Origin of the sequence: Escherichia sp. E2562, from assembly GCF_005781075.1 — a bacterium.
Classification (GTDB): domain Bacteria; phylum Pseudomonadota; class Gammaproteobacteria; order Enterobacterales; family Enterobacteriaceae; genus Escherichia.
In genome coordinates, this window is the sequence record NZ_VATM01000002.1 from 118233 (window position 1) to 140222 (window position 21990).

The 21990-nt window shown below is 51.6% G+C and carries 20 protein-coding genes; 12 read left to right on the plus strand and 8 right to left on the minus strand.

Annotation, left to right across the window (positions count from 1 at the left end):
• Positions 1 to 5 precede the first annotated feature (5 nt).
• From lpoB to FEK43_RS02370, 6 genes are all read left to right on the plus strand, one after another.
• Complete coding sequence (gene lpoB / locus FEK43_RS02345) at positions 6 to 647, plus strand: penicillin-binding protein activator LpoB (protein WP_130205559.1); 642 nt, start codon at positions 6 to 8, stop codon at positions 645 to 647.
• Positions 628 to 1452, plus strand: coding sequence for a thiamine kinase (gene thiK, locus FEK43_RS02350; protein WP_130205561.1), 825 nt, complete (start codon positions 628 to 630; stop codon positions 1450 to 1452). Before lpoB ends, thiK begins: the two co-directional genes overlap by 20 nt.
• A 10-nt stretch (positions 1453 to 1462) precedes the next feature.
• Positions 1463 to 2488: a beta-N-acetylhexosaminidase gene (gene nagZ / locus FEK43_RS02355; RefSeq protein WP_130205563.1), complete on the plus strand. Its 1026-nt coding sequence runs from the start codon at positions 1463 to 1465 to the stop codon at positions 2486 to 2488.
• Between the two features lie 22 nt (positions 2489 to 2510).
• On the plus strand, positions 2511 to 3053 hold the full coding sequence (ycfP, locus tag FEK43_RS02360; RefSeq protein WP_135406401.1) for an alpha/beta hydrolase YcfP: 543 nt from the start codon (positions 2511 to 2513) through the stop codon (positions 3051 to 3053).
• A 397-nt stretch (positions 3054 to 3450) separates the two neighbouring features.
• Positions 3451 to 4755, plus strand: coding sequence for an NADH-quinone dehydrogenase (ndh, locus tag FEK43_RS02365; protein ID WP_064528597.1), 1305 nt, complete (start codon positions 3451 to 3453; stop codon positions 4753 to 4755).
• A gap of 208 nt (positions 4756 to 4963) precedes the next feature.
• Positions 4964 to 5503: a glycine zipper 2TM domain-containing protein gene (locus tag FEK43_RS02370; RefSeq protein WP_135406403.1), complete on the plus strand. Its 540-nt coding sequence runs from the start codon at positions 4964 to 4966 to the stop codon at positions 5501 to 5503.
• 62 nt (positions 5504 to 5565) lie between these two features.
• Here the strand turns inward: FEK43_RS02370 and comR are convergent, their stop codons facing one another.
• Positions 5566 to 6198: a TetR family copper-responsive transcriptional repressor ComR gene (comR, locus tag FEK43_RS02375; RefSeq protein WP_135406406.1), complete on the minus strand. Its 633-nt coding sequence runs from the start codon at positions 6196 to 6198 to the stop codon at positions 5566 to 5568.
• Positions 6199 to 6438: 240 nt separating this feature from the next.
• Between comR and bhsA the strand changes: the two genes are divergently transcribed.
• Complete coding sequence (gene bhsA / locus FEK43_RS02380) at positions 6439 to 6696, plus strand: multiple stress resistance protein BhsA (protein WP_135406408.1); 258 nt, start codon at positions 6439 to 6441, stop codon at positions 6694 to 6696.
• A gap of 81 nt (positions 6697 to 6777) precedes the next feature.
• On the opposite strand, the gene ldtC is transcribed toward bhsA, so the two are convergent.
• From ldtC to FEK43_RS02395, 3 genes are all read right to left on the minus strand, one after another.
• Positions 6778 to 7740, minus strand: a complete 963-nt coding sequence (gene ldtC, locus FEK43_RS02385; RefSeq protein ID WP_167850469.1) for a L,D-transpeptidase LdtC — start codon at positions 7738 to 7740, stop codon at positions 6778 to 6780.
• A gap of 144 nt (positions 7741 to 7884) precedes the next feature.
• Positions 7885 to 11331 carry a transcription-repair coupling factor gene (mfd, locus tag FEK43_RS02390; protein WP_131162240.1) on the minus strand — a complete coding sequence of 1149 codons (3447 nt, stop codon included), beginning with the start codon at positions 11329 to 11331 and terminating at the stop codon, positions 7885 to 7887.
• 127 nt (positions 11332 to 11458) lie between these two features.
• Positions 11459 to 12529 (minus strand): acyltransferase family protein, encoded by a 1071-nt coding sequence (locus FEK43_RS02395; protein WP_130205573.1) that lies wholly within the window; start codon positions 12527 to 12529, stop codon positions 11459 to 11461.
• Between the two features lie 261 nt (positions 12530 to 12790).
• Between FEK43_RS02395 and lolC the strand changes: the two genes are divergently transcribed.
• Genes lolC through cobB form a run of 5 tightly spaced genes read left to right on the plus strand, consistent with a single transcriptional unit; the run spans position 12791 to position 17705 of the window.
• Positions 12791 to 13990, plus strand: coding sequence for a lipoprotein-releasing ABC transporter permease subunit LolC (lolC, locus tag FEK43_RS02400; protein WP_097123823.1), 1200 nt, complete (start codon positions 12791 to 12793; stop codon positions 13988 to 13990).
• Positions 13983 to 14684, plus strand: coding sequence for a lipoprotein-releasing ABC transporter ATP-binding protein LolD (gene lolD, locus FEK43_RS02405; RefSeq protein WP_001033695.1), 702 nt, complete (start codon positions 13983 to 13985; stop codon positions 14682 to 14684). The genes lolC and lolD overlap by 8 nt, the downstream gene beginning before the upstream one ends.
• Complete coding sequence (gene lolE / locus FEK43_RS02410) at positions 14684 to 15928, plus strand: lipoprotein-releasing ABC transporter permease subunit LolE (protein WP_042003467.1); 1245 nt, start codon at positions 14684 to 14686, stop codon at positions 15926 to 15928. The genes lolD and lolE overlap by 1 nt, the downstream gene beginning before the upstream one ends.
• A 28-nt stretch (positions 15929 to 15956) precedes the next feature.
• Complete coding sequence (gene nagK / locus FEK43_RS02415) at positions 15957 to 16868, plus strand: N-acetylglucosamine kinase (RefSeq protein ID WP_135406410.1); 912 nt, start codon at positions 15957 to 15959, stop codon at positions 16866 to 16868.
• Positions 16869 to 16883: 15 nt separating this feature from the next.
• Positions 16884 to 17705, plus strand: coding sequence for a Sir2 family NAD+-dependent deacetylase (gene cobB, locus FEK43_RS02420; RefSeq protein WP_096938882.1), 822 nt, complete (start codon positions 16884 to 16886; stop codon positions 17703 to 17705).
• A gap of 241 nt (positions 17706 to 17946) precedes the next feature.
• Here cobB and potD read toward each other — a convergent pair whose 3' ends face one another.
• From potD to potA, 4 genes are read right to left on the minus strand one after another with little or no spacing between them, the layout of a single operon-like run.
• Positions 17947 to 18993 (minus strand): spermidine/putrescine ABC transporter substrate-binding protein PotD, encoded by a 1047-nt coding sequence (potD, locus tag FEK43_RS02425; RefSeq protein ID WP_130205579.1) that lies wholly within the window; start codon positions 18991 to 18993, stop codon positions 17947 to 17949.
• Entirely contained in the window at positions 18990 to 19784 is a 795-nt protein-coding gene (gene potC, locus FEK43_RS02430) for a spermidine/putrescine ABC transporter permease PotC (RefSeq protein ID WP_135406413.1), read from the minus strand. The genes potD and potC overlap by 4 nt, the downstream gene beginning before the upstream one ends.
• The gene (gene potB / locus FEK43_RS02435) at positions 19781 to 20638 is read right to left on the minus strand and encodes a spermidine/putrescine ABC transporter permease PotB (protein WP_135406415.1); all 858 of its coding nucleotides are present in this window, start codon (positions 20636 to 20638) and stop codon (positions 19781 to 19783) included. The genes potC and potB overlap by 4 nt, the downstream gene beginning before the upstream one ends.
• Positions 20622 to 21758 (minus strand): spermidine/putrescine ABC transporter ATP-binding protein PotA, encoded by a 1137-nt coding sequence (gene potA / locus FEK43_RS02440; protein WP_130205581.1) that lies wholly within the window; start codon positions 21756 to 21758, stop codon positions 20622 to 20624. Before potA ends, potB begins: the two co-directional genes overlap by 17 nt.
• Positions 21759 to 21990: the final 232 nt, after the last annotated feature.

A 21990-nucleotide genomic window follows, 5' to 3' on the forward strand; every position in this document is an offset into this window, starting at 1 on the left:
TCTTGATGACAAAAATGAGTCGCTACGCCTTAATCACCGCGCTGGCGATGTTTCTCGCCGGGTGTGTGGGGCCACGTGAACCCGCACCGGTAGAAGAGGTAAAACCTGCGCCGGAGCAACCGGCTGAGCCGCAACAGCCAGTACCCACAGTGCCATCAGTGCCGACGATCCCGGAGCAGCCAGGGCCAATTGAGCACGAAGACCAAACCGCACCGCCTGCGCCGCATATTCGTCATTATGACTGGAATGGCGCAATGCAGCCGATGGTCGGTAAGATGCTTGGGGCCGATGGCGTGACCGCAGGCAGCGTCTTGCTGGTTGATAGCGTCAATAACCGCACCAATGGTTCTTTGAATACCGGGGAAGCGACAGAAACGCTGCGCAATGCACTGGCTAATAACGGTAAATTTACCCTCGTTTCCGCCCAGCAGCTTTCGATGGCCAAGCAGCAGTTAGGTTTGTCGCCGCAGGATAGCTTAGGCACCCGTAGTAAAGCCATTGGTATTGCTCGCAACGTGGGGGCTCATTACGTGCTGTACTCCAGCGCCTCTGGCAACGTTAACGCTCCGACCCTGCAAATGCAGTTGATGCTGGTGCAGACGGGCGAAATTATCTGGTCAGGTAAAGGTGCCGTTCAGCAACAATAATCCCATCACGCGCGACGAGTTATTGTCGCGCTATTTCCCGCAGTATCACCCCGTCGCGACGTTTAACAGTGGACTTAGCGGCGGGAGTTTTCTCATTGAACATCAGGATCAGCGTTTTGTTGTGCGTCAGACTCACGATCCTGATGCGCCGCAGTCCGTGTTTCTGCGCCAGTACCGGGCGTTATCAAGATTACCGGCATACCTTGCACCGAAGCCACGTCTCTATCTCCGTGGCTGGATGGCGGTCGACTATTTGCCCGGCGAGGTAAAAACGCAATTGCCGGATACCGACGAACTGGCAGGCTTGCTGTATTATCTGCATCAACAACCGCGTTTTGGCTGGCGAATAACCCTGCTGCCGTTACTGGAACGGTACTGGCAGCGAAGCGATCCGGCGCGGCGAACAGCGGGATGGTTGCGACTGTTAAAACGTCTGCGTAAAGCGCGCGAACCACAACCGTTACGATTAAGTCCGTTGCATATGGATGTTCATGCAGGGAACTTAGTCTATACCTCGTCAGGGCTAAAACTCATCGACTGGGAGTATGCCGGTGATGGCGATATCGCTCTGGAACTGGCGGCGGTGTGGGTGGAAAATAGTGAGCAGCACCGGCAATTAGTTAATGACTATGCCGTGCGGGCGAATATTAATTCGGCGCATTTGTGGCATCAGGTCAGGCGCTGGTTTCCCTGGTTACTGATGCTGAAAGCAGGGTGGTTTGAGTACCGCTGGCAACAAACCGGCGATCAACAATTTATCAGGCTGGCCAATGACACCTGGCGGCAGCTATCAATAAAACAATAAGGAGAGCAGTGTGGGTCCAGTAATGTTGGATGTTGAAGGTTATGAACTGGACGCGGAAGAGCGCGAAATACTAGCGCATCCGCTGGTGGGAGGGCTGATTCTCTTTACACGTAACTATCATGATCCAGCACAGTTGCGCGAACTGGTACGCCAGATCCGCGCAGCTTCACGCAATCACCTGGTGGTGGCGGTGGATCAGGAAGGTGGACGTGTGCAGCGTTTTCGTGACGGTTTTACCCGCTTACCGGCAGCGCAATCATTCGCTGCGCTGTTAGGAATGGAAGAGGGGGGCAAACTGGCGCAAGAGGCAGGTTGGCTGATGGCCAGCGAAATGATAGCTATGGATATTGATATCAGCTTTGCGCCAGTGCTGGACGTAGGACATATCAGCGCGGCGATTGGTGAACGTTCTTATCATGCCGACCCAGAAAAAGCCCTGGCAATCGCCAGTCGGTTTATTGATGGGATGCATGAAGCCGGAATGAAAACCACCGGTAAACATTTTCCTGGTCACGGTGCCGTAACTGCAGATTCACACAAAGAGACGCCGTGCGACCCCCGCCCGCAAGCGGAAATTCGTGCCAAAGATATGTCGGTTTTCAGTACGTTAATTTGCGAAAATAAACTCGATGCCATTATGCCCGCGCATGTGATCTACAGCGATGTTGATCCGCGTCCGGCGAGCGGTTCTCCCCACTGGCTGAAAACTGTTTTACGTCAGGAGCTGGGGTTTGACGGCGTGATTTTCTCTGACGATTTATCGATGGAAGGTGCCGCGATTATGGGCAGTTATGCCGAGCGTGGACAGGCATCACTGGATGCAGGTTGCGATATGATCCTGGTCTGCAATAATCGTAAAGGGGCCGTCAGCGTGTTAGATAATCTGTCACCGATCAAGGCAGAACGTGTTACACGTTTGTATCATAAAGGTTCATTTTCGCGACAGGAACTGATGGACTCGGCTCGCTGGAAAGAGATCAGCGCCCGTCTGAATCAGTTACATGAACGCTGGCAGGAAGAGAAGGCAGGTCATTAACCCTGGCTTATGTGAGGAAGCGATGATTATCTATTTGCACGGTTTTGACTCTAACAGTCCGGGTAACCACGAGAAAGTCTTACAATTGCAGTTTATTGACCCGGATGTACGGCTAATAAGCTACAGTACGCGGCATCCGAAACATGATATGCAGCATTTGCTCAAAGAAGTGGACAAAATGCTGCAACTGAACGTCGACGAGCGCCCGCTCATTTGTGGTGTTGGTCTGGGCGGTTATTGGGCAGAGCGGATTGGTTTTCTCTGTGATATTCGCCAGGTGATCTTCAATCCCAATTTGTTCCCTTATGAGAACATGGAAGGGAAGATTGATCGCCCGGAAGAGTATGCCGATATTGCCACCAAGTGTGTGACCAACTTCCGTGAGAAGAATCGCGATCGTTGCCTGGTGATTTTGTCGCGTCACGATGAAGCGCTTAACAGTCAGCGGACATCTGAAGAGTTGCATCATTATTACGAGATTGTCTGGGACGAAGAGCAGACACACAAATTCAAAAATATCTCTCCGTATTTGCAGCGCATTAAAGCATTCAAAACCCTCGGTTAATTGGCATCGTCGCATCAGGTAACCTTGTCGGTACCTGATGCGGCCCCGGATTCTGTAGGTCGGATAAGGCGTTCACGCCGCATCCGACACTGGCAATGTGCCTGATGCGACGCCGTTCGCGTCTTATCAGGCCTACCAAACGCCCTCCATATACGCATCACTCTCCTGAATTAGCTCGAATAATAAACAATAAACTCTGTTTTTTGATCTCAACAGGTAAAACCGCCTATCTTTTCAGCAACAAAACTTGATTAACATCAATTTTGGTATGACCAATGCACCATTCATGTTATTCTCAATAGCGAAGAACATTTTCATTGCTGTAACCTGTTGTTAATTAATAGCTATGTTAATAACCATTAGTTAACAATTGGTTAATAAATTTAAGGGGGTCACGTTGACTACGCCATTGAAAAAAATTGTGATTGTCGGCGGCGGTGCTGGTGGGCTGGAAATGGCAACACAGCTTGGAGATAAGCTGGGGCGCAAGAAAAAAGCCAAAATTACATTGGTCGATCGTAACCACAGTCACCTGTGGAAACCGTTGCTGCACGAAGTGGCGACCGGATCGCTCGATGAAGGCGTTGATGCGCTGAGCTATCTGGCCCATGCGCGTAATCATGGTTTCCAGTTTCAGCTGGGGTCTGTGGTTGATATCGATCGTGAAGCGAAAACAATCACCATTGCTGAACTGCGCGACGAAAAAGGTGAATTGTTAGTTCCAGAGCGGAAAATTGCTTACGACACGCTGGTGATGGCGCTGGGTAGCACCTCTAACGATTTCAACACGCCGGGCGTAAAAGAGAACTGCATTTTCCTTGATAACCCGCATCAGGCACGTCGTTTCCATCAGGAGATGCTGAATCTGTTCCTGAAGTTTTCTGCTAACCTGGGCGCCAATGGCAAAGTGAATATTGCGATTGTTGGCGGCGGCGCGACCGGCGTAGAGCTCTCTGCCGAATTGCACAATGCCGTGAAACAACTGCACAGTTACGGTTACAAAGGGCTGACCAACGAAGCCCTGAACGTTACTCTGGTGGAAGCGGGAGAGCGAATTTTGCCAGCGTTACCGCCGCGTATCTCTGCTGCGGCTCACAATGAGTTAACGAAACTGGGCGTTCGCGTGCTGACGCAAACTATGGTTACCAGTGCCGATGAAGGCGGTTTGCACACTAAAGATGGTGAATATATTCAGGCCGATCTGATGGTGTGGGCTGCCGGGATAAAAGCACCAGATTTCCTGAAAGATATTGGTGGTCTTGAAACCAACCGTATCAACCAACTGGTGGTGGAACCGACGCTGCAAACCACGCGCGATCCAGACATTTACGCTATTGGCGACTGTGCGTCATGCCCGCGTCCGGAAGGGGGCTTTGTACCGCCGCGCGCTCAGGCCGCACATCAGATGGCGACCTGCGCAATGAACAACATTCTGGCGCAGATGAACGGTAAACCGCTGAAAAATTATCAGTATAAGGATCACGGTTCGCTGGTATCGCTGTCCAACTTCTCCACCGTCGGTAGCCTGATGGGTAACCTGACGCGCGGTTCAATGATGATTGAAGGACGAATTGCGCGCTTTGTATACATCTCGCTATACCGAATGCATCAGATTGCGCTGCATGGCTACTTTAAAACCGGATTAATGATGCTGGTGGGCAGTATCAACCGCGTTATCCGTCCGCGTTTGAAGTTGCATTAATCGGCGTACACTGGCGGATGTGGCGTAAACGCCTCATCCGCCCTTGAGGAACAGTGCGATCGGTAGCCGCGTCGTTCAGGCATCCTTTCAGACTTCTCTGAATCCTTCAGCTTTTCCTGCTATTCCCACGCTTTTCATCTTCTGTCTGATAGCTGCTTTTCCCCTTCGCTTGCATGATTGTCATAACTGCAAAGAAGGAGGTGTTCCCGTGAATAAATCAATGTTGGCGGGTATCGGGATTGGTGTAGCGGCTGCGCTTGGCGTAGCGGCAGTGGCCAGTCTGAACGTGTTTGAACGTGGCCCGCAATACGCTCAGGTTGTTTCTGCAACCCCAATCAAGGAAACGGTTAAAACACCGCGCCAGGAGTGCCGCAATGTCACGGTGACCCATCGCCGACCGGTACAGGATGAAAACCGCATTGCTGGTTCGGTCCTCGGGGCCGTCGCTGGCGGGGTGATAGGGCATCAGTTTGGTGGTGGTCGCGGTAAAGATGTCGCCACTGTTGTGGGGGTGCTGGGCGGTGGATATGCCGGTAACCAGATCCAGGGCTCTCTCCAGGAAAGCGATACTTACACTGCCACGCAGCAGCGTTGTAAAACGGTGTATGACAAGTCAGAAAAAATGCTCGGTTATGATGTGACCTATAAGATTGGCGATCAGCAGGGCAAAATTCGGATGAACAGCGATCCGGGTACGCAAATCCCATTAGATAACAATGGGCAACTGGTTCTGAATAACAAAGTATAACAAGGCTGTACTCTGCAATTTAGCCCCTCATTCGCTCAGGCTGAGGGGCTTTTTTTTGCGTCTTACTTCACCAGTTCAGGCCATACACGCAGCGTTGTCCGGGCAATCAGCATCAGTTTTTCCAGCGATGCGCCTTCACGGGCGCTTATCGACATCCCCTGAATAATACAATTAAGAAATTCCGCAAGATGCGTTACGTCACAGTGGGCGGGAATTTCCCCGCGTGCCTGGCGTTGACTTAAAAACTGCTGCAAGGTGCGTTCTTGCATTGCGTGACGTGATTTCACCGTATGAGCAATATCGCCCGAATCCGCTGAAAGCGTGGTGCAGTTGTTAATCATAAAGCAACCCGCAGGGGTGTCTTTGCTGGTAAAGCAGCTGGCGACGGCAGCAAAATAGTCCGCCAGTGCAGACTCCACGCTTTTTTCTTCACAAAACAACTGCGCTTCATGCTTAGCGGCAAAGCGATCGATATAACGGTCGAGTACGGCGCGAAATAACCCCTCTTTGTTGGTAAATTCCGCGTAGAGCGTTGGCGCTTTGGCTCCGGTCGCTTCAACGAGGTCCGCAAGGGAAGTCGCTTCATAACCGTGCTGCCAGAACAATTTCATGGCCTTATCAAGCGCGGCGTCCCTGTCGAACACTTTTGGGCGGCCACGGCTTTTTTTTACACAATGTGTTGAGTCTGTTGCCATGATGCCATTGTACCTGGTGGCTGTGAATGAATGGTTATTATAAAAATAATCACCTCCCTTCACCAGTCCAGAAAATAGAAAAATCAAAACTCTCCATTTAACTGAAATTTAAAGTTTTTTAATTTAATTAATGATTGTTATAAAAAACTTCTTGTATGTGATCTGGATCACATCTATCATTTAGTTATCGATCGTTAAGTAATTTCTTGCGACGCCATTCACCTGCATAAGGCCACTATTATGAAAAACGTAAAAACCCTCATCGCTGCGGCGATTTTAAGTTCCATGTCATTTACCAGCTTTGCTGCTGTCGAAGTTCAGGCAACACCAGAAGGCCAACAAAAAGTGGGTACAATTAGTGCTAACGCGGGGACAAATCTGGGATCGCTGGAAGAACAGCTGGCACAAAAAGCGGATGAGATGGGCGCAAAATCTTTCCGTATTACTTCAGTAACCGGTCCGAATACCCTCCACGGAACGGCCGTCATTTATAAATAAGCATTAACCCTCATTAATGCCCGCTATTGCTGCTTTTTTCCCCGCGACATACTGTGCCGCGGGGATTTTTTTATCCGGGAGTTACAGCGATTGTGGGCTCAGTTGATGGCGGCGCACATCTACCGGCATTCCGGAACGGACATCCATCACATGCTGCATCACTTCAGCATCAGTTTGTGCTGCATCTTTAAATGATTGCATTGCGCTATTCAGCGTAATCGGCAATAGCTGCGGATCGTCATCAATCTTCTCTGACAGCGGCTGATGCACTTCAACCAGACGCGCACCGTTTGGTTCGGCAGAGACTTTTATCGGCGTGTTGATGATATTCACTTTGGTGCCTGGGGTGACCTGGCTAAAGAGTGTTTTGATATCGTCATCCCGTAGACGAATACAGCCAGAACTTACCCGCATGCCAATGCCGAAATCGGCGTTCGTACCGTGAAGCAAATAAACGCCGCCATAGGCCGTCAGACGAATCGCATGATGGCCCATTGGGTTATCCGGCCCAGCCGGAACTACCGCAGGCAACTCAATTCCCTGTGCTTTATAACGGGCGCGAATATTCGCTGTAGGCGTCCAGGTTGGGTTTGCACGTTTGTCTGAAACGGTGGTCACCATTGTCGGTGTCAGCGTGTCACCACCTAACTGACCAATACCTATTGGATACACGGTTACCGAATTTTTACCCGGCGGGTAGTAATAGAGACGCAGCTCCGCAATGTTGATCACAATGCCTTCGCGCGGCGCGTCTGGTAGTAGAGTTTGCAACGGAATCGTTAACACGCTACCCGCGCGTGGCACGTAAGGATCAACGCCGGGGTTAGCCTGTAACAGAGCGAGAAAGCCGACGTTATATTTTTTGGCGATGGCTTCCAGCGAACCACCGTCATTTTCCACCACATGAAATTTATTTTCGCCAACCAGACGACTGCCCGCTGGCGGCAGCGGCCAGGTATTGGCTTTTGCCGGTAGTGCCAGCACCACGGCAGCAGCGAACGTAAAAAACGTCAGCCAGCGAGAAAAACGCGTTTTGATCATCACCAAAAATCCATAATAAATATAAGGTTATTGTAATAAAAAGATAAGCCTGAATTATGGATGGTGACAGTGTCGGATAGTGCAGGGAAGTGCAAAGAATTTGTAAATGTTACAGATGGGGGCGCAGAAACGCCCCCGATATCACCATTAAGCGATCGCGTTCTCTTCCAGTTCACGCATAAACTGGCGAACCCATTCGATACGCGTTTTCCGCTCGCTCAAATCCTGAATAAACTTCAGGCGCGTCGGGCCATCAAGGCGATAATGCTGCGGCTGTTTTTGCAGCAAACCAATCAGCCAGGCTGGATTCACGTGATTCTTCTCGGCAAATTCGATCACGCCGCCTTTCTCATTACCTTCCAGCTTCCTGATCCCCAGTTTCTGCGCTTGCTGGCGCAGACGGGCAATATCCAGCAGGGTACGCGCCGGATCCGGCAGCAGGCCGAAGCGATCGATAAGCTCGACTTTGATCTCTTCCAGTTCGTTTTCCGTTTTGGCGCTGGCAATACGTTTATAGAACGACAAACGCGTATTCACGTCAGGGATGAAATCATCTGGCAATAGCGACGGCATCCGCAGCTCGACTTCTGTTTGCTGGCTGGTGAGATCTTCCAGCGACGGCTCGCGTCCGGCTTTCAGTGCATCGACGGCGTTTTCCAGCAACTCCATATACAGCGAGAAACCGATGGTTTCCATCGAGCCGCTCTGTTCTTCGCCAAGCAATTCACCCGCGCCGCGGATCTCCAGATCGTGCGTTGCCAGCGCAAAGCCTGCCCCGAGATCTTCCAGCGAGGCAATCGCTTCAAGACGTTTTTGCGCATCGGTAGTCATCGCTTTCGGATGCGGCGTCAGCAGCCATGCATATGCCTGATGATGCGAACGTCCGACGCGACCGCGCAACTGGTGTAGCTGCGCCAGACCGAAGTGATCCGCGCGTTCAATGATAATGGTGTTGGCAGTCGGGATGTCGATTCCGGTTTCGATGATGGTGGTACAAACCAGCACGTTGAAACGTTGATGATGGAAATCATTCATCACCCGTTCCAGTTCACGCTCACGCATCTGCCCGTGACCGATGGCAATCCGCGCTTCAGGCACCAGTTCCGCCAGCCGTTCGGCGGCTTTCTGGATGTTTTCCACATCATTGTAGAGATAATAAACCTGCCCCCCGCGCAAAATTTCACGCAGAATCGCCTCTCTGACCACCAGACTGTCATACTCGCGGACAAACGTTTTAACAGCCAGACGACGGGCGGGTGGCGTGGCGATAATCGACAGGTCACGCATTCCGCTCATCGCCATATTCAGCGTACGTGGGATTGGCGTAGCGGTAAGCGTCAGAATATCCACGTTCGCCCGCATCGCTTTAATGCGCTCTTTATGACGCACCCCGAAGCGGTGTTCTTCATCGACAATCAGCAAGCCTAAATCTTTAAACTTGACGTCATTTTGCAGCAGTTTGTGCGTACCGATCAGAATATCGATTTTCCCTTCCGCCACTTCCGCAAGGATTTGCGTCTGCTCTTTGGCGCTGCGGAAACGGGAGATCATTTCGATGCGTACCGGCCAGTTGGCGAAACGGTCGCGGAAGTTGTCGTAATGCTGTTGCGCGAGAAGAGTGGTTGGCACCAACACCGCCACCTGCTTGTGATTCTCTACCGCCAGGAAAGCGGCGCGCATCGCGACTTCTGTTTTACCAAAGCCAACATCGCCGCACACCAGACGATCCATTGCCAGCGGCTGACACATGTCGCTAAGCACAGCATTAATGGCTTGCGCCTGATCCGGCGTGGTTTCAAACGGGAAGCTGTCGCAGAACAATTGATATTGCTCACGATCGTGCTTAAACGCGAAGCCCTCTTTGGCGGCGCGTTGCGCGTAGATATCCAGCAATTCCGCCGCCACATCACGCACTTTTTCCGCCGCTTTCTGCCGCGCGCGTGACCACGCATCGCCGCCAAGTTTATGCAGCGGGGCGTTTTCTTCCGCGCCACCTGCGTAACGGCTAATCAGATGCAGTGACGACACCGGAACATACAGTTTGGCGTCGTTGGCGTAGGTGAGCATCAAATACTCGCCAGTAATGCCGCCGGCTTCCAGCGTGGTCATTCCGGCATAGCGCCCGACGCCGTGCTCCAGATGGACCACTGGCTGACCAATATGCAATTCCGCAAGGTTGCGGATCAGTGTATCGGGGTTGATGGCACGGCGAGAATCCTGACGACGACGGGCAACGCGTTCACCGAGCAGATCGCTTTCGCAGATCAGCGCCAGATTACGCACCGTATCGACAAAACCATGTTCGGCAGCGCCAATCATCAAATAACGCCCACGGTCGCTGGCTTCATCAAGACGCATAATGCGTTGCGGGGCAATTTTAATTCGCGCGAGCAGTTCACCCAGCGCTTCACGGCGACCTTCACTTTCTACCGAGAACACCACCGGACCGTCGAAAGACTCGAGGAACTTACGCAGCGCATCCAGCGGCGCTTTTTGTTGCGCCTGAACGGCCAGGTCTGGCAGCTTCTCGAAGCCTAAATTGGCATTCGCTGCTTTTGTCGGTAAATGTTCAGCTTTTAGCTGCACGCGGGGCCAGTTTTTCAGCTCTGAAAAGAGCTCGTCCACCCGCAGCCAGAGCGATTGTGGCGGTAACAGCGGTCGCATTGGATCGACGCCACGGCTTTCAAAACGCGCCAGCGTGTCAGCCTGGAAACGTTCGGCACTGTTTTCCAGATCGCCAGTATTCACCAGCAATGTATTGGCAGGGAAATAACTGAACAGTGGCGGCAGCGGTTCGCTGAAGAATAGCGGCTGCCAGTACTCGATCCCGGCAGGCAATGTGCCTTTACTCACTTGCTGGTAAATATGTTCTGGATCGCGCTTCACTTCGAAGGTATCGCGCCACTGGCTGCGGAACAGTTCAATCGCCGCTTTATCGGTCGGGAATTCGTGTGCGGGCAGCAGGTTGATGGCTTCAACTTCTTCCAGCGTGCGCTGGCTATCGACGTCAAATACACGCAGGCTGTCGATTTCATCATCAAAGAAATCAAGACGATAAGGTAGCTCGCTGCCCATCGGGAAGAGATCCAACAACGCGCCGCGCGTGGCGTATTCGCCGTGCTCCATCACCTGATCAACATGGCGATAACCTGCGCTGTCCAGTTGGGTTCGTAATGCATCTCGTGACAGGCGCTGACCTTTTTTCATCACCAGCGCATGACCGTGGAGAAAACTGTGCGGGCAAACGCGCTGCATAAGCGTATTCACCGGAACAATCAGTACGCCACGCTGCATCGTCGGTAGCTGGTAAAGGGTGGAAAGGCGCGAGGAGATAATGTCCTGATGAGGTGAAAAACTGTCGTAAGGGAGTGTTTCCCAGTCCGCCAGATTCATCACCATCTGATCGGTGAACTGGCTGATCTCATCATGCAAACGCAGAGCATTTTGCATATCTGGTGCAATGAGTACCACCGGACCGGCGTGACGTTCGGCAATTTCCGCCACCAGCGTCGCGCAGGCAGCGCCAGTTAACTCGCCCAGCAGACGCTGCTCACCCGCTTTGACGGGCAGCGTATAACGATATTGTTCAGGCATAACGGTTGTCAGAGTCTCGTTAGGATATGCCCCAACATATGGGGGCCTATCTCTGATAAGCAATGCTGTTCATTATCCGTAATCGAGATGGTTTAGCAAATCGAATCGCCCCGGCAGGGGCGATGGTTTAACGGGAGTAACTGGTGGCAGGTAGAGAAGGCGGGGAGAACAACAGGTCGCTGAATGCGCGTTGTGAAAATTTTCGCACCAGTAATCCAGCAACAGTACAAATCAACAAACTGACAAAAGGATAAACCAGCAGGAGCGTTAGTTCGAGTTGCGGCGACCAGCGGGCTGCATTCATTTGCGGAATCAGACTTAAGCTGAATATCTCTACCAGAATGCGATGGGTGGTGTAGATGGCAATGGTGTTAGAACCAATCACATTCAGTAGGCTGGAGGAACGCATACCGAAACGCTGCTCGTACTGATAAAACAGTTTCATGATCACTACAATCGATACCAGCGACAACAGCAGCGAGATATTAAACAACCAGGCAGCAACCGCCAGAACAGCCAGCAAAGAAGCCATCAGCAGATGGCGGCGCAACGGCACCTCTTTAACACAGGTCATTAATGTTGCGCCAAACCATGCACCAAGGCTGTAATAAGGCAAATTGCGGATCACACTGTTCATTCCCCACCATGGCGTGGGAACGAAATTAACCGCCACACTCATCAGCACAAACAGAACGAATAACGGCAGTGCCAGGCGGTTAAAAATTTTACATATCACGAAATAGACAATTAAAGCATACAGATACCACAAGCTGGTGCTGGCGGTGATCATCCCGTGCAGGAACTCACCGGTGGAATCGGCATACGCGGCATTGGAGGCATTGCTTAAATCGCGCTCAGGCGCCAGCCACGGGTTCAGCGCACTTAACGCCATCCACTGCACCACGCCCCAAAGCGCCAGCACCCAGAAGATATTCCAGATGCGTTTATCGAGACAATTTCCCCAGGGTACGCTGTCGATATAGCGGCGAATCAAGTAGCCGGAAATAAAGAAAAAAACCGGCATACGAAAGGGCGCAAGGTAAAGATTGAAATAGATCCAGCATTTGCTCAGGACTTCCGATAACGGATGCTGGAAAGTGGTCAGATGCGGATAAAAGGTAATGACCGAGTGATAAATTACCACCAGACAAATACATAACCCTTTGATCTGGTTAATCCATAGCTCTTTTTGTTTCATCAGGACAACACGCTCTTTTTATTTAACATGCTGTTGATCCTGCGGGGCGAGTCGCGTGGTGTAATGCGTATCTGTCTGTATTTGGTTATTTTTCAGATAAAGATCAGGCCACAAGGCCGATGAGAAAATGAGGCCCTTTAGCCGATTGATTTGCTGGTACTTTTCAGATTAGCCCTGACGATCACTTACAGTTCAGACGTTTACCCATCTCGCTTTCGCTTATATACTCGTGTCTTTGCTAACAGCAACCAGACGGATTTCATGTACCAACCTGTCGCTCTATTTATTGGCCTGCGTTACATGCGTGGGCGTGCAGCGGATCGCTTCGGTCGTTTCGTCTCCTGGCTTTCTACCATCGGCATTACCCTCGGGGTGATGGCACTGGTCACAGTATTGTCAGTGATGAACGGCTTTGAGCGCGAGCTGCAAAACAACATCCTTGGCCTGATGCCACAGGCAATTCTCTCTTCTGAGCATGGCTCTCTTAACCCGCAGCAACTCCCGGAAACGGCAGTCAAACTGGACGGCGTTAATCGCGTCGCACCTATCACTACCGGTGATGTGGTACTGCAAAGCGCGCGCAGCGTGGCGGTCGGGGTGATGCTGGGTATCGACCCGGCGCAAAAAGATCCACTAACGCCGTATCTGGTCAATGTGAAACAAACTGACCTCGAGTCGGGGAAATATAATGTCATCCTCGGTGAACAGCTGGCCTCACAGTTGGGCGTTAATCGCGGTGATCAAATTCGCGTGATGGTGCCATCTGCCAGTCAGTTCACGCCAATGGGGCGTATTCCAAGTCAGCGCCTGTTCAATGTGATTGGCACTTTCGCCGCCAACAGTGAAGTCGATGGCTATGAAATGCTGGTGAATATTGAGGATGCCTCGCGTCTGATGCGTTATCCGGCAGGCAATATTACCGGCTGGCGTTTGTGGCTGGATGAGCCGCTGAAAGTCGACTCATTAAGTCAGCAAAAACTGCCAGAAGGCAGCAAATGGCAGGACTGGCGCGATCGCAAAGGCGAGCTGTTCCAGGCCGTGCGTATGGAAAAAAATATGATGGGCTTGCTGCTGAGCCTGATTGTCGCCGTTGCGGCGTTTAACATTATTACCTCGCTGGGGCTAATGGTGATGGAGAAGCAGGGCGAAGTAGCGATCCTGCAAACGCAAGGCTTAACTCCGCGACAAATCATGATGGTCTTTATGGTGCAAGGGGCCAGCGCCGGGATTATCGGTGCAATCCTCGGAGCTGCGCTTGGCGCACTGCTTGCCAGCCAGTTGAATAATCTGATGCCGATAATCGGCGTCCTGCTTGATGGTGCAGCGCTGCCGGTGGCTATCGAACCTTTACAGGTCATTGTTATTGCGCTGGTGGCGATGGCTATCGCGCTGTTGTCTACGCTTTACCCTTCCTGGCGCGCTGCCGCCACTCAACCCGCTGAGGCTTTACGTTATGAATAAGATCCTGTTGCAATGCGACAACCTGTGCAAACGCTATCAGGAAGGCAGTGTGCAAACCGATGTGCTGCACAATGTCAGTTTCAGCGTGGGCGAAGGTGAAATGATGGCGATCGTCGGTAGCTCTGGTTCTGGTAAAAGTACCTTGCTGCACCTGTTAGGCGGGCTGGATACGCCAACCTCCGGCGATGTGATTTTTAATGGTCAGCCAATGAGCAAACTGTCTTCGGCGGCGAAAGCAGAACTGCGCAACCAGAAGCTGGGCTTTATTTATCAGTTTCACCACTTGCTGCCGGACTTTACCGCCCTGGAAAACGTGGCTATGCCGCTGCTGATTGGCAAGAAAAAGCCCGCTGAAATCAACAGTCGAGCGTTGGAAATGTTAAAAGCGGTGGGGCTGGAGCATCGTGCGAATCACCGCCCGTCAGAGCTTTCCGGCGGTGAGCGCCAGCGTGTGGCGATTGCCCGTGCGCTGGTCAATAACCCGCGCCTGGTGCTGGCGGATGAACCTACCGGTAACCTTGACGCGCGTAACGCAGACAGCATCTTCCAGTTGCTTGGGGAGTTGAATCGCTTGCAGGGCACCGCGTTCCTGGTGGTTACTCACGACCTGCAACTGGCGAAACGCATGAGCCGCCAACTGGAGATGCGTGATGGTCGTCTGACGGCGGAACTAAGCCTGATGGGGGCGGAGTAATGGCGATGCCTTTATCGTTATTAATTGGCCTGCGTTTTAGTCGCGGACGGCGGCGCGGCGGCATGGTGTCGCTGATCTCCGTCATTTCTACCATTGGCATTGCACTTGGCGTGGCGGTATTGATCGTCGGCTTAAGCGCGATGAATGGCTTTGAACGCGAACTGAACAACCGCATTCTTGCTGTGGTACCGCACGGTGAAATTGAGGCGGTAGATCAGCCGTGGACTAACTGGCAGGAAGCACTGGATAAAGTGCAGAAAGTGCCGGGTATTGCCGCCGCTGCGCCGTATATCAATTTCACCGGGCTGGTGGAGAGTGGCGCGAATCTGCGCGCTCTGCAGGTTAAAGGCGTTGATCCGCAACAGGAACAGCGTCTGAGCGCGCTGCCATCATTTGTCCAGGGCGATGCCTGGAACAATTTTAAAGCGGGCGAACAGCAAATTATCATCGGCAAAGGCGTGGCGGATGCGCTGAAAGTGAAGCAGGGGGATTGGGTGTCGATCATGATCCCAAACTCGAATCCCGAGCATAAGCTGATGCAGCCGAAACGTGTGCGTTTGCACGTTGCGGGTATTTTGCAGTTGAGTGGCCAACTCGATCACAGTTTTGCCATGATCCCGCTGGCGGATGCCCAACAATATCTTGATATGGGTTCCAGTGTGTCAGGCATTGCCCTTAAAATGACGGATGTTTTTAACGCTAACAAACTGGTACGTGACGCGGGTGAAGTAACCAACAGCTATGTTTATATTAAAAGCTGGATTGGTACTTACGGCTATATGTATCGCGATATCCAGATGATCCGCGCCATTATGTATCTGGCGATGGTACTGGTGATTGGCGTGGCCTGTTTCAACATCGTCTCCACCTTAGTGATGGCGGTGAAAGACAAGAGTGGCGATATCGCAGTTTTAAGAACGCTGGGGGCGAAAGACGGTTTAATTCGCGCCATCTTTGTCTGGTATGGATTGCTGGCAGGGCTGTTCGGCAGCCTCTGTGGTGTGATTATCGGCGTAGTGGTTTCACTGCAACTTACCCCTATTATTGAGTGGATTGAAAAGCTGATTGGTCATCAGTTCCTCTCCAGCGATATCTATTTTATTGACTTCCTGCCATCGGAATTGCACTGGCTGGACGTCTTCTACGTACTGGTCACAGCATTGTTGCTGAGTCTTTTGGCAAGTTGGTATCCGGCGCGACGCGCCAGTAATATTGACCCTGCGCGAGTCCTTAGCGGCCAGTAAAGGCAGTACATTAAAACAAGGAGCGGGAATGTATTACGGGTTTGATATTGGTGGAACGAAAATTGCGCTAGGCGTGTTTGATAGCGGTCGGCAGTTGCAGTGGGAAAAGCGGGTGCCGACACCGCGTGACAGCTATGACGCATTTTTAGATGCAGTGTGCGAACTGGTGGCTGAAGCCGATCAACGTTTTGGCTGTAAAGGTTCTGTCGGCATCGGTATTCCGGGAATGCCGGAAACAGAAGATGGCACGCTGTATGCCGCCAATGTCCCCGCCGCCAGCGGTAAACCGCTGCGTGCCGATCTGAGCACCCGCCTTGAACGCGATGTGCGCCTTAATAACGACGCCAACTGCTTTGCCCTTTCTGAAGCCTGGGACGATGAATTTACCCAATATCCACTGGTGATGGGACTGATCCTGGGGACTGGCGTTGGCGGTGGACTGGTATTCAACGGTAAACCGGTAACGGGTAAAAGCTATATTACGGGTGAATTTGGGCATATGCGCCTTCCCGTCGATGCGTTAACCATGATGGGGCTGGATTTCCCGTTACGTCGCTGCGGCTGTGGTCAGCACGGTTGCATTGAAAATTATCTGTCTGGTCGCGGTTTTGCGTGGCTGTATCAACACTATTATCATCAACCGTTGCAGGCTCCCGAAATTATTGCGCTTTATGAGCAAGGCGATGAGCAGGCAAGGGCGCACGTTGAGCGTTATCTGGATTTATTAGCGGTTTGTCTGGGAAATATCCTGACCATTGTTGACCCTGATTTGCTGGTCATTGGCGGTGGCTTATCGAATTTCCCGGCAATCACAACGCAACTGGCGGACAGGCTGCCTCGTCATCTCTTACCTGTAGCTCGTGTTCCGCGCATTGAACGCGCGCGTCACGGGGATGCAGGAGGAATGCGTGGTGCGGCCTTCCTACATCTAACCGATTAATCAACAGAGGTTGCTATGTTGTCGCGTCGGGGTCATCGGTTAAGTCGTTTTCGTAAAAATAAACGCCGCCTGCACGAGCGTTTGCGTCAGCGTATTTTTTTCAGAGATAAAGTGGTGCCGGAAGCAATGGAAAAACCAAGAGTACTCGTACTGACAGGGGCAGGAATTTCTGCGGAATCAGGTATTCGTACCTTTCGCGCAGCAGATGGCCTGTGGGAAGAACATCGGGTTGAAGATGTGGCTACACCGGAAGGTTTTGATCGCGATCCTGAACTGGTGCAAGCGTTTTATAACGCCCGTCGCCGTCAACTACAGCAGCCAGAAATTCAGCCTAACGCTGCACATCTTGCTCTGGCTAAACTGCAAGACGCCCTCGGCGATCGCTTTTTGCTGGTGACGCAGAATATCGATAATCTGCATGAACGCGCAGGTAATACCAATGTGATTCATATGCATGGGGAATTGCTGAAAGTACGTTGTTCGCAAAGCGGTCAGGTTCTCGACTGGACCGGAGACGTCACGCCAGAAGACAAATGTCATTGCTGCCAGTTCCCGGCTCCGCTGCGCCCACACGTAGTGTGGTTTGGCGAAATGCCACTCGGCATGGATGAAATTTATATGGCGTTGTCGATGGCCGACATTTTCATTGCTATTGGCACATCCGGGCATGTTTATCCGGCGGCTGGGTTTGTTCACGAAGCGAAGCTGCATGGCGCGCATACGGTTGAACTCAATCTCGAACCGAGTCAGGTCGGTAATGAATTTGCCGAGAAATATTACGGCCCGGCAAGCCAGGTGGTACCAGAGTTTGTTGAGAAGTTGCTGAAGGGATTATAAATCAGGAGTAATTGGCTGATGCGCTACGCTTATCAGGCCTACGAGCGGACCACAATTAATTGAATTTGTGGGGTTTGTAGGCCGGATAAGGCGTTCTCGCCGCATTTGGCATAATACACGCGCACTTTTCCGGCCTCTTTTCCTTTAACTCGTCTATAGCAGCGATACATTATTCCTGACTCATTAGTTACTTCCTTGCTAAATAAAAAACGGGCGGTAATACCACCGCCCGCTTGCTGAATTAACGTCCTGCTTTCAGCTTCTGATAATACTCTTCATAAATGCTACTGGCTGGGCCAACGTCACTCTGCCATTCGCCATTTTTAATGGTTTCAGCATCCGGGTAGAGCGTCTTGTCGTTTGCTATTTCCGGGCTTAACAGTTTGCGCGCGGCGAGGTTTGGCGTTGGATAACCGATAGTTTCGGCAACCTGTTTTGCCACATCCGGGCGCAGCAGGAAGTTGATCAGTTTCAGCGCGCCTTCTTTGTTTTTGGCATTTGCCGGAATCGCCAGGCTGTCCATCCAGAAAATGCCGCCTTCTTTCGGCCACACCACGTCAATAGGCGTACCCGCCTGGCGAGCAACGAAAGCAGAGCCGTTCCAGATCATGCCGAGGTTAACTTCGCCTTCCATGTACGGGTTTGCCGGGTTATCGGAGTTAAACGCCGCGACGTTTGGCATCAGTTTTTTCAGCTCGTTATACGCAGCTTCAATCTCTTTCGGATCGGTGGTGTTACCGGAGTAGCCCAGCTTACGCAGCGCCATCTGGAACACTTCACGGGCATCGTCGGTCAGCAGCAGGCTGCCTTTGTACTCAGGCTTCCACAGATCGGCCCAGCTGGTGACAGATTTCGGATCCACCGCATCACCGTTAACGCCAATCGCCGTCGCACCCCAGATATACGGAATGGAGTAGTCGTTATTCGGATCAAACGGCTTGTTGAGCATTTCAGGATCGAGGTTGCCAAAGTTTGTTAACTTCGACTTGTCGATCTTCTGGATCATCCCTTCTTTACGCATTTTATCAACGTAATAGGTTGAAGGAACCACCAGGTCATAGGCACCGTCTTTGTACGTTTTCAGCTTGGCGTACATGGTTTCGTTCGACTCGTAAGTCGAATAGATAACCTTAATACCGGTTTCTTTGGTGAACTGTTCAAGCAGTCCAGGCGGCACGTACTCGGTCCAGTTGTAGAAATACAGTGTGTTGTTGTCATCAGCGTGAGCGGCGCTCATGCCCAGTGCCAGAGCACCCGCCGCGAGCAGGTGGCGTGACCATTTTTTCATTTAACGTCCCCTGTGTTACCTTTCGTTTTATCACGAGCAATAAGCTGGCTGGCAATAACCATCACCAGCGACAGCACCAGTAATATGGTTGCCAGCGCGTTAACTTCCGGCGATACGCCGACTTTGACCATCGAATAAATTTTTAACGGCAGAATTTCATAGCTTGGTCCGGTGACGAACGAAGAAACCACCACATCGTCCATCGACAGGGTAAAGCTTAACACCCAGCCCGCCGCCACCGCTGGCATTGCCAGTGGCAGGATGATTTTTCGCAGAATGGTAAATTCACTGGCACCGAGATCTTTCGCCGCTTCCAGCATTCGCACGTCAAAACCTTTCAGGCGCGAATACACCGTCACCACCACAAACGGTAGGCAGAAGGTGATATGCGAGAACAGCAGCGACCAGAAGCCAAGCTGAATACCCAGCAGCATAAACAGCACCAGCAGAGAAATCGCCATCACGATATCTGGCGACATCATCACCACAAACAGCATTCCGCTAACGAACGACTTACCGCGAAAGCGATAGCGGTACAGCGCAACGGCCGTCAGTGAACCGATAAGCGTGGCAAACGTCGCCGAAAACACCGCCATCGTCAGTGAATGCTGCGCTGCCTGTAACAGACTGTCGTTGTTCATCAGCAGGCTATACCATTTGGTGGTAAAACCCTGCCAGTTGATGCCAAAGCGCGAGCTGTTGAAGGAGTTCACAATCAAAATAATGATTGGGATATACAGGTACGCGTAGATAGCGGTCATAAAACCGCCGCGAAGCAGTCGACCGATCATTCGAGTTCCACCTTCTTATTCAGCAAACGAGAAGCGCGCCAGTAAACCAGCAACATCAGGCCCATTACGATAGTCAGCGTAATGCTGGTGGCTGCACCAAACGGCCAGTCACGAATATTAAGGAACTGGACCTTGATGACGTTACCGATCAGCAGGTTTTTCGCACCGCCCATCAGGTCGGACACATAGAACAGGCCCATCGCTGGCAGCATCACCAGCAGACATCCGGCAATAATTCCCGGCATCGTCAGTGGAATAATGATGCGGATAAAAGTCTGTAACTTGCTGGCACCGAGATCGCGCGCCGCCTCCAGCAACGGCTTATCCAGTTTTTCGATACTGGAGTACAGCGGCATCACCATAAACGGCAGCAGAATGTAAACCAGACCGATAATCACCGCACTGGGCGTGAACATGATACGAATTGGTGTGTCGATAACGCCCAGCCAGAGCAAAAACTCGTTGAGATAGCCTTTGGTGCTGAGGAAAATTTTCAGCCCGTAGATGCGAATCAGTGAGTTGGTCCAGAAGGGAACAATCAGCAGAAACAGCAGCAGCGGACGCACCTTGTGCGGCAGCTTCGCCAGAAACCAGGCAAACGGATAGCCCAGAACCAGGCAGGCGAGGGTGGCGATCAGCGCCATATTCAGCGAGTGCAATAGCACTTCAAAATAGAGCGGATCGAGCAGACGTGCGTAGTTTTCCAGCGTAAAGACCATTTTGACGAAACTGGCGTCGTCGCGGGTCAAAAAGCTGGTGCCAATGATCATCAGGTTGGGCATAAAGACAAACAACACAAGCCAACCGACAATAGTGACAATCACTACATTCTGGAACTTACTTGTGTTCTTCATCAGCCAGTACGACCTCCCAGCTTTCTACCCAATTAATGGCCATTTTTTGGTCGAGAGAGTGGTCAAAGTCAGGATCGTCTTCATTGAAGAATTCGCTGACCATCACCATCTTGCCATTTTCCAGTTCAACAACCGACTCCAGCGTCATGCCTTTGTAGTTACGCTCACGAACGTATCCAATCAGCCCTTCAGCATGGTTGTCGTCGTTAATCTCTTCAACACGTAAGTCTTCCGGGCGCAGCAGAACATGCAGTTTTTGCCCCGGTTCAACGGCGAAGTTAACGTAGATATTACACTCGCGACCTTCAACGTTAGCCCGCACGCGCTGCTCGTCGAGACGTTCGATGACAGTAGCGTTGAACATATTGATTTCGCCAATGAATCCGGCAACAAATAAATTCTTCGGCTCTTCGTAAATTTCGCGCGGTGTACCATCTTGCTCAATACGACCCTCGCGCATCACCACAATCCTGTCTGACATGGTGAGTGCTTCTTCCTGATCGTGAGTGACAAAGACGAAGGTAATGCCAAGCTTACGCTGTAACGCTTTCAGCTCGTTCTGCATTTGCTTGCGCAGTTTGTAATCCAGCGCAGAGAGCGACTCATCAAGCAGCAGCAGGCGAGGCTTGTTAACCACCGCGCGGGCAATGGCGACGCGTTGCTGTTGACCGCCTGAGAGTTGATGCGGTTTGCGTTGAGCGAAGCTTTCCAGTTGCACCATCCGCAAAGCTTCCATCACGCGAGGCGTAATTTCAGCAGCAGGGGTTTTTTGCATACGCAAACCAAAGGCCACATTTTCGAATACGGTCATGTGGGGGAATAGCGCGTAGCTTTGGAAAACGGTGTTCACATAGCGGTTTTCCGCCGGAACGTGGGTGATGTCCTCGTTATCCAGCATGATGCGTCCAGAATCAACAGTTTCCAGACCCGCAATCAGGCGAAGAACGGTTGTTTTACCGCAGCCAGAAGGGCCAAGCAGCGTGAGGAACTCGCCATTGTTGATAGTCAGATCCAGCTGGGGAATGACCTCTTTACCATCAAAGCATTTGCGAATTCCCGCCAATTGCACCAGCGGTGAAAGCGAACTCGGTTGTTTATTCAATTTTTTACTCTGTCCCATGTAAACGCAACGGATGGCTTACCGAAGCGGGGTTTGTGGTTAACCACCTTGGTGACTCTTAAAGAGGGCCGTAATTCTACGGCAAACTACTTGGATCGCCAATCCTTGTTGTGAATTACTGGCTTAGCTTTATATTCATTAAGGTAATGTTGATAAATATTCCCGATTGCGGGGGTAAAAGTGACCTGACGCAATATTTGTCTTTTCCTGCTTCTTAATAATGTTGTCACGA

Excerpts from the sequence above, each read along its gene's own strand:
- lpoB (WP_130205559.1), top strand. The coding sequence starts at position 6 with ATGACAAAAATGAGTCGCTACGCCTTAATCACCGCGCTGGCGATGTTT.
- ycfP (WP_135406401.1), top strand. The coding sequence starts at position 2,511 with ATGATTATCTATTTGCACGGTTTTGACTCTAACAGTCCGGGTAACCAC.
- comR (WP_135406406.1), bottom strand. The coding sequence starts at position 6,198 with ATGGCAACAGACTCAACACATTGTGTAAAAAAAAGCCGTGGCCGCCCA.
- bhsA (WP_135406408.1), top strand. The coding sequence starts at position 6,439 with ATGAAAAACGTAAAAACCCTCATCGCTGCGGCGATTTTAAGTTCCATG.
- mfd (WP_131162240.1), bottom strand. The coding sequence starts at position 11,331 with ATGCCTGAACAATATCGTTATACGCTGCCCGTCAAAGCGGGTGAGCAG.
- FEK43_RS02395 (WP_130205573.1), bottom strand. The coding sequence starts at position 12,529 with ATGAAACAAAAAGAGCTATGGATTAACCAGATCAAAGGGTTATGTATT.
- lolC (WP_097123823.1), top strand. The coding sequence starts at position 12,791 with ATGTACCAACCTGTCGCTCTATTTATTGGCCTGCGTTACATGCGTGGG.
- lolD (WP_001033695.1), top strand. The coding sequence starts at position 13,983 with ATGAATAAGATCCTGTTGCAATGCGACAACCTGTGCAAACGCTATCAG.
- lolE (WP_042003467.1), top strand. The coding sequence starts at position 14,684 with ATGGCGATGCCTTTATCGTTATTAATTGGCCTGCGTTTTAGTCGCGGA.
- nagK (WP_135406410.1), top strand. The coding sequence starts at position 15,957 with ATGTATTACGGGTTTGATATTGGTGGAACGAAAATTGCGCTAGGCGTG.
- cobB (WP_096938882.1), top strand. The coding sequence starts at position 16,884 with ATGTTGTCGCGTCGGGGTCATCGGTTAAGTCGTTTTCGTAAAAATAAA.
- potD (WP_130205579.1), bottom strand. The coding sequence starts at position 18,993 with ATGAAAAAATGGTCACGCCACCTGCTCGCGGCGGGTGCTCTGGCACTG.
- potC (WP_135406413.1), bottom strand. The coding sequence starts at position 19,784 with ATGATCGGTCGACTGCTTCGCGGCGGTTTTATGACCGCTATCTACGCG.
- potB (WP_135406415.1), bottom strand. The coding sequence starts at position 20,638 with ATGAAGAACACAAGTAAGTTCCAGAATGTAGTGATTGTCACTATTGTC.
- potA (WP_130205581.1), bottom strand. The coding sequence starts at position 21,758 with ATGGGACAGAGTAAAAAATTGAATAAACAACCGAGTTCGCTTTCACCG.